Source organism: Nitrospirota bacterium (assembly GCA_035516965.1).
Taxonomy (GTDB): Bacteria; Nitrospirota; UBA9217; order UBA9217; family UBA9217; genus MHEA01.
Window position 1 is genome coordinate 1 of record DATIZR010000077.1, and the last position, 5983, is coordinate 5983.

At 56.9% G+C, this 5983-nt stretch carries 6 protein-coding genes; 1 reads left to right on the forward strand and 5 read right to left on the reverse strand.

The features are described from left to right. Window positions 1-1118: Ig-like domain-containing protein (locus tag VL197_12030; protein HUJ18708.1), on the reverse strand; the 1118-nt coding region annotated here is incomplete at its 3' end. A gap of 97 nt (window positions 1119-1215) precedes the next feature. Between VL197_12030 and VL197_12035 the strand changes: the two genes are divergently transcribed. Then, window positions 1216-1590, forward strand: coding sequence for a hypothetical protein (locus VL197_12035; GenBank protein ID HUJ18709.1), 375 nt, complete (start codon window positions 1216-1218; stop codon window positions 1588-1590). Between the two features lie 680 nt (window positions 1591-2270). On the opposite strand, the gene pilQ is transcribed toward VL197_12035, so the two are convergent. From pilQ to VL197_12055, 4 genes are all read right to left on the reverse strand, one after another. Beyond that, a complete protein-coding gene (pilQ, locus tag VL197_12040; protein ID HUJ18710.1) occupies window positions 2271-4628 on the reverse strand; it encodes a type IV pilus secretin PilQ in 2358 nt (785 codons plus the stop codon). Next, window positions 4625-5158 (reverse strand): pilus assembly protein PilP, encoded by a 534-nt coding sequence (locus VL197_12045; protein HUJ18711.1) that lies wholly within the window; start codon window positions 5156-5158, stop codon window positions 4625-4627. The genes pilQ and VL197_12045 overlap by 4 nt, the downstream gene beginning before the upstream one ends. 1 nt (window position 5159) lies before the next feature. Next, window positions 5160-5786 (reverse strand): type 4a pilus biogenesis protein PilO, encoded by a 627-nt coding sequence (pilO, locus tag VL197_12050; GenBank protein ID HUJ18712.1) that lies wholly within the window; start codon window positions 5784-5786, stop codon window positions 5160-5162. Next, the coding region (locus VL197_12055; GenBank protein ID HUJ18713.1) for a PilN domain-containing protein at window positions 5783-5983 on the reverse strand (201 nt) is incomplete at its 5' end. The genes VL197_12055 and pilO, both read right to left, overlap by 4 nt.

A 5983-nucleotide genomic window follows, 5' to 3' on the forward strand; every position in this document is an offset into this window, starting at 1 on the left:
CCGCTTGTCGCTATTGTCTGACCGGCATTCGCACCTATATACGCTCCGCCTCCCGGACCGAGCATCGTAAAATCAGTTCTTGTTCCGTCAACGACGGGTTTTCCATTTATATCCAGGACCTTCCATATCACGGTTGACGTAGACGCCTGACCTGTACCCGCTATTCCTATGACCTGCGGAGTTGCAGATACGAACTGAATGCTTCCTGTCTGGGCCGCGGCAATGAGGAGGGTGGCAGCAGGGCTGCTTGCGCTGCCTGACACTGCTGACAGGGAAACCGAGCCGGCGTTGTTGTTTGCGACAAAAGTCGTGGTAGCAATCCCGTTCACAGTCGAGCCTATGGTAGAAGAAAGACTTCCCTTGGTGGTATCGTTCAATATGAAGGTGACCAGGGTCCCGTCGGGAACGCTCTTGCTGTTGCCCGTGACAAACGCGCTCAACGTGGCCGTTGCGAACACGGAGATGGACGGCGTCGGATTTGTAGTCAGGACTATGTTGTCCGGCGGGGCGGAAGCGATCGTGATCGTTGTAAAAGCAGTTCCAGGAGTTGTGCCCGCATTGACGACCGGTGGTCCAGCGAACGAAGCCGTCACTTTTACCGGTGTGACCAATCCTTTTGACGTCAACGTGATAGAAGCTAGACCGGAGCCATCCGTTACGGCTGACAAAGCCGAGAGAGTGACAACACCCGGGTTGTCCACGGAGAAATTTATTGTTTGACCAACAATAGTATCTGGAGGCGTAAAGCCGCTCAGCGAAACATTGATGGTCGTCGTTGAGAATGTCAGGATAGACGAGGAGGTCGATGAAATCGTCAGGGTAGGCACCGTCGCCACAGGATTGATGGTTACATTTGTCTGGCCCGAAGTCGCGCCCAGCGACGGGACAGCCGCGGTGACTGTCACGCTGCCCTGATTGGTTCCGGTCAGAATCGTTGTTGCCACACCGAGAGAATTCGTCACTGCCGTCGTAAGTGAAAGCAATCCCAGCGTATTGTTGCTCAGGCTGAAGTTCACGCTTGCGTTAGGCAGCAAGGCATTTCCCGCGTCTCTTACCGTTGCCGTTATCGTGGAGGTGCCGTTGACCGTGATCGTGGACGGCGCAGCTGAGACGGCCACGCTGCCCCCCCCGACCCCCGCCGTTATTGTAATAGCTATACTACCCGTCGCACTGCCGGCTTTCGCATTGACGGTCGCTATGGCGTTCGAGAATATAGTGGCAGTAAGCGTCACTGAGGCCGTACCACCTGCCGTAACCGCACTACCCGCGGACAAGCTGGCCTTTACCTGGTCGCCGGGAGTAAAAGAAAAGGATACGACCGTACCATCGGGCACGTTATTGCCGAGGCTGTCCACGACACGCGCCGTGATGTTCGTCGTGCCCAATGGGGCGATGGATGGAGAAGTCGCCGTCAGTATGAGGGCTGAGGCATTGCCTCCGCTCCCGCCGACTATCACATTGCCCAGGCTGCTTGAATCCACACTCGAAGCCTTGCAAGCTGCCAAAGCGCCCAAGAACATCAACAAGATCACGAATGAAAGTTTATTCAGCTTCATCGAGAACCTCCAGAACACACAGGTCGTGCGCTAGACAGAACCGGGCGTTGCCGCTACCGTGGAGATCGCGCACGATGCACCTTCAACAAAAAATGTAGTTCCCGCCGTTGATGAAGGGACGAGAAACTCAAGTACGACAACTCCGCTCGTATTCGTTCGTGTTACCAATGATGTCAGTGGTGCAAGACTGGCCTCATTGCAACTGGCTGGTGCTTCCGGGGCTTTGGCGATAGCGCTTGCTCCGTCTGTGAAAAATTCGATACATATATCGCTCATGGGTTTCCCGTCAGAGCCAAGAACCGTGAAACTCACCCTGGGATAACAGGTGCCCGTCGCCGCTGAAGGAGCACCCGAGAGTGTTGTTGCCACTATCGTCGACCCAAAGGGTGCAGGACTATTTGAGCAGCCGCCGCACGAGCCACCGTTCAAAGTCGTATTATTGTTCCCGCAACCGTGCATCATAAAAACAGGTATGGTCATTGCCGACATGAGGAGAATTGCAATCACCTTTACGGTCAGTTTCATCGTCTAACCTCTCAGACAGTAATTTTTATGCAACTTCAATGCCTTTCACTGCCACTCGGCAACTATATGCTTTTTCACGTCATTGGTACTGTGCGATCAGTTCTTCGCGTTTTACAACCATTGCTGGAACTTACTAGATGGGTAATCCGTTTCACAATTTTGCGGGGATTGCTCCCACAGTACCTTGGCCTATATCGTCTCCTGCCTTACGATCTTCGGCGTAATGAAGATAAGGAGCTCCGTCTTATTGTCCGATGACGTTTTCTGTTTGAACAGCCATCCGATGAGAGGTATGTCTCCGAAGAAGGGTACGCTGTGGATCGTATATCCTCGGTCAATGACCAGGATGCCGCCGATGACCGTGGTCTCTCCGTCGGAGAGCAGAATCTCGGTCGTCGCCTCGTTCTTTTTGATAGCAGGCTGACTGCCGGGTGCGAGGAGCGACGTGTCAGGCGCGTTCTTGCTCGCCTTGATCTTCATGAATACCTTGTGGTCCGGCGTTACATGCGGGGTGACGGTCAGCTCGAGGTTCGCGTCGATGAACTGGACCTGGGTCGATCCTGAGATCGAGGTGGAATACGGAATGGACTCGCCCTGCGAGATCTTTGCCTCTTTGTTGTCGAGCGCGCTGATCCGCGGCGAGGATATGACCTTGCCCTCGCCCGTCGACTCCATGGCCGAAAGCACGAGATCAAGGTTCAGAGCCTTGGTGATGGATCCGAACGTGAAGCCGATGGCGCCGCCCGCGCCCGGACCGGCTGCCGCCGGCATGTTTATCAGGAAATTGCCGTTGCCCGAGGGTGTGGCGCCCATGCCCGGCCCGCCCGTAACGCCGATCGAATTCGGGAACGTGAAACCGGTGGCATTGCCATGGGCCGCATCGGCAACCGCCGTGCCTCCCCACTGGATGCCGATGTCGCGGCTGAACGTGGTCGAGGCTTCTATGATCTTTGCCTCGATCATCACCTGCGGTATGGGTTTGTCCAGCAGCTTGACAAGGGCCAGCACCTCATCGACGTTCCGCGAAATGTCCTTGATGATGAGTGTATTGGTTCTGTCATCCACGACGATCTCCCCGCGCGCGGAGAGCGACTTTTTCAGTGTCCCGCTGACCTCCGCGGCCTTCGAATAATTGATGGAGACCATGCGGGTGATCAGGTCCTCCGCTTTTTTCTTGGCTTCCTTTGCCCGGGACTCGTCCTCGGCCTCTCTCGTCAGGGCTCCGACGGACGCGATGCGCAGGATATTGTCCTCCAGGACGAAGCCGAGCCCGTTCATCTTGAGGATGATGTCCATGGCCTGATCCCAGGGGATGTTCACCATGCGCACCGTCACCTTGCCCCTCACATCGGGGGACAGGATAATGTTCAAATTCGCCACGTCGGCAAAGAGACGCAGCACATTGATAAGGTCGGCGTCCTGGAGGTCAAGCGAGATCCTCCTCCCCGAGAACTTCCCTCCGCCGATCAAAGCCTCAGGCTCCGCTGCTGCCGGCTTCACGACTGCCGTCCGCTTCGCCGCGGGAGCCGGAGCTGCGGCAAGGGGGACTGGCGCTTCAGGGGCTGGGGTAGCTGCTTCCTTCTCGGCCTCCACGGTTCTTTCCGCTTCCGGAGCAGCGGCCTTCTCCGGCGCTGTCGCGGCTTTTTCCTCGGGCTTCTTCTCTTCAGCCGCGGTCGCAGGCGCTAATGCCAGTGCTATCACGAGCGTGTTCGCTTCGGGCGTGGCTGTGTAGGTCATGGGCTTCGTGAGGTCAAGCACCACGCGCACTTTCTTGTCGGGCGCCGCATGCTGGCCGACCCTGACCTTGTCGAGCCCGCCTTTCCGCACGGGAATGACGCTCGGCCGTACTTTGCTCTGCGTTCCCGGGATATCGATCACCAGCCTCTTGCCGTCGATCATGAACGTGTTGGGGACTATGGTGCCATTGGCGGCTATGATCACCTTGACGCCGCCCTTCCCGGCGGTGGCCTTCACCGATGATACAACGGAAGCCGTGCCTTTTTCGGGCTTCGGGGCTTCCTGCTTTTGACCTTCCACCGCAGCGGCAGCAACCGGTTCCACTGGAGCTGTTGTCTCGGCCGTCGCGGTAGCAGCAGGGAGCGGAGCGGGCTTCACGGCCTCTTCCGCTGGTTTGGCGATCTCCACGATCAGCTTTCCGCCCGCCTGGTAGAGCTTCGAATCAACGGTCTGGTTCAGGCCGATCTCGAGCCTTGCTGTATTGTCCATCTGGCTCGGAGATATATCGACGACGGCGCCCTTGCCAACCGGGATCTTTTCCTGCAGTTTCCTGACATCGGCGTCGGCTACATCCACAACCAGCCTGAGGGGCTCCGTCAATTGAAAGGAGGTGTATTGAAGAATCGGCTCGGACCCTTCGATCACGATCTCTGTCTTGCCGTCAGCATCGCGGGACTCGATCTTGGTTATGGTAACCATCGCCCCGGCCTGTCCGATTGCAGGAGACTTTGCAGCGCACCCAGAGAACATCTGGACGAGAAAGACGAGGATTATCATCGATACGATCAGGCGCCGTCGTTCATACTTCATGGCATCGCCTCCTGTTTTTTCCGGAGTTCCATTATAATTTCCTTGCGCTCCGTTTCGCCGGTATAGGTCTTGTATTTTTCCTCAATCACGAGCGAGTACTGCGTGATCTTCTTGACGGTACCCCGGTTCGGCCCCAGGATCGTGCCGACCCGGACAAAATACCCTTTACCGTCAGGCCCCTCGAGCATCGCGTTGTACCCGAAGCCGCCCCATATGATCCCGCTTAGTTTGAACTCGGATATGTTATAGCGCTCCAAGGGAGGCCTCTCGCTGCTGGCAGCCTTTTTCGTGAGCTCCTTCTCGATGATGGGAGCGAAGGGATCGCGCCGGCCGGCCGGATTGTAGCTGTAAACCGGAGGGGCATTTTCCACGGGCTTCGGCGCTTCCGTCGTCGTGATCGGCGCGGAGGCGATCGCCTGTTTCTTGACCGGCTGGCTCCCGCCAACAGGCGTGGGCGCCTTCGCCGGTTCGGAGCATCCCGCGAACAGAACGATTGCGAGCGGCATGGCGATCCGGAGGATGCCCTGCATGCTAATTGGCTTTTTTGGGTACATTGGGTACATCAGGCTTTTTCTCCACTGCGGCGAACGTCATGGCCATACAGCTGATATGGATGTCCATGGCGCCGGCCTTGTTCCGGGACGCCCCGCCCATTCTGAGATTCAGCATATTCACGATCCGCGTCAACTTGCTGACACGGTCAAAGAAGAGCGCCACATCATGGTAGCTGCCGACGAGGTCCATGGTAATGGGGATTTCTTCGTACAGGCCGCTCGGATGCGCCCGCCGACGGTCAGGCCTCCACAGCTTCAACGAAAGCCCGGACTGGTTCACAAGGTTCTGGATCTGCACGAGAAGGCCGGACACTTCAGAGCCTGGCGGGAGCTGCTCGGTAAGCAGTTTGAGGCGTGCCTCCAGCCCCTTGACCTCCGCCCTGAGTTCGGCCAGTTTCCTGATCTTGTCGTCATTGGCCCGGATGGTCACCTGGAGGCCTGCCACATCCTTCTCGAGCTGCTTGATCTGGTCGGTCATGGGGATATGGTAGAAATAGATGAAGAGGACGCCGAGGACAAGGAGGAATGCGACAAACGCGTAAATCCTGGTTTTCGTCGGGATCTTCTGGATTTGCGTCGTTATTTTAGCGAGAAGCGGCGTCATGAGACTCCCTTGAAGATAAACTGCAGTTTGTAGCGATACAGCTCCACGCCTTCCTGGGAAATCTGGGCCGTCTCCTGCAGGAAGACATCCGATATAGAGGGATCGGCCTTGAGGTTGTCGACAAAATGAACGACGTCATTGTTCGTGAACGCCGTACCGTCGATACTGATCTGCCCGTTGTTTTCCGAGAGGGAGGA

Excerpts from the sequence above, each read along its gene's own strand:
- pilQ (HUJ18710.1), bottom strand. The coding sequence starts at position 4,628 with ATGAAGTATGAACGACGGCGCCTGATCGTATCGATGATAATCCTCGTC.
- VL197_12045 (HUJ18711.1), bottom strand. The coding sequence starts at position 5,158 with ATGCAGGGCATCCTCCGGATCGCCATGCCGCTCGCAATCGTTCTGTTC.
- pilO (HUJ18712.1), bottom strand. The coding sequence starts at position 5,786 with ATGACGCCGCTTCTCGCTAAAATAACGACGCAAATCCAGAAGATCCCG.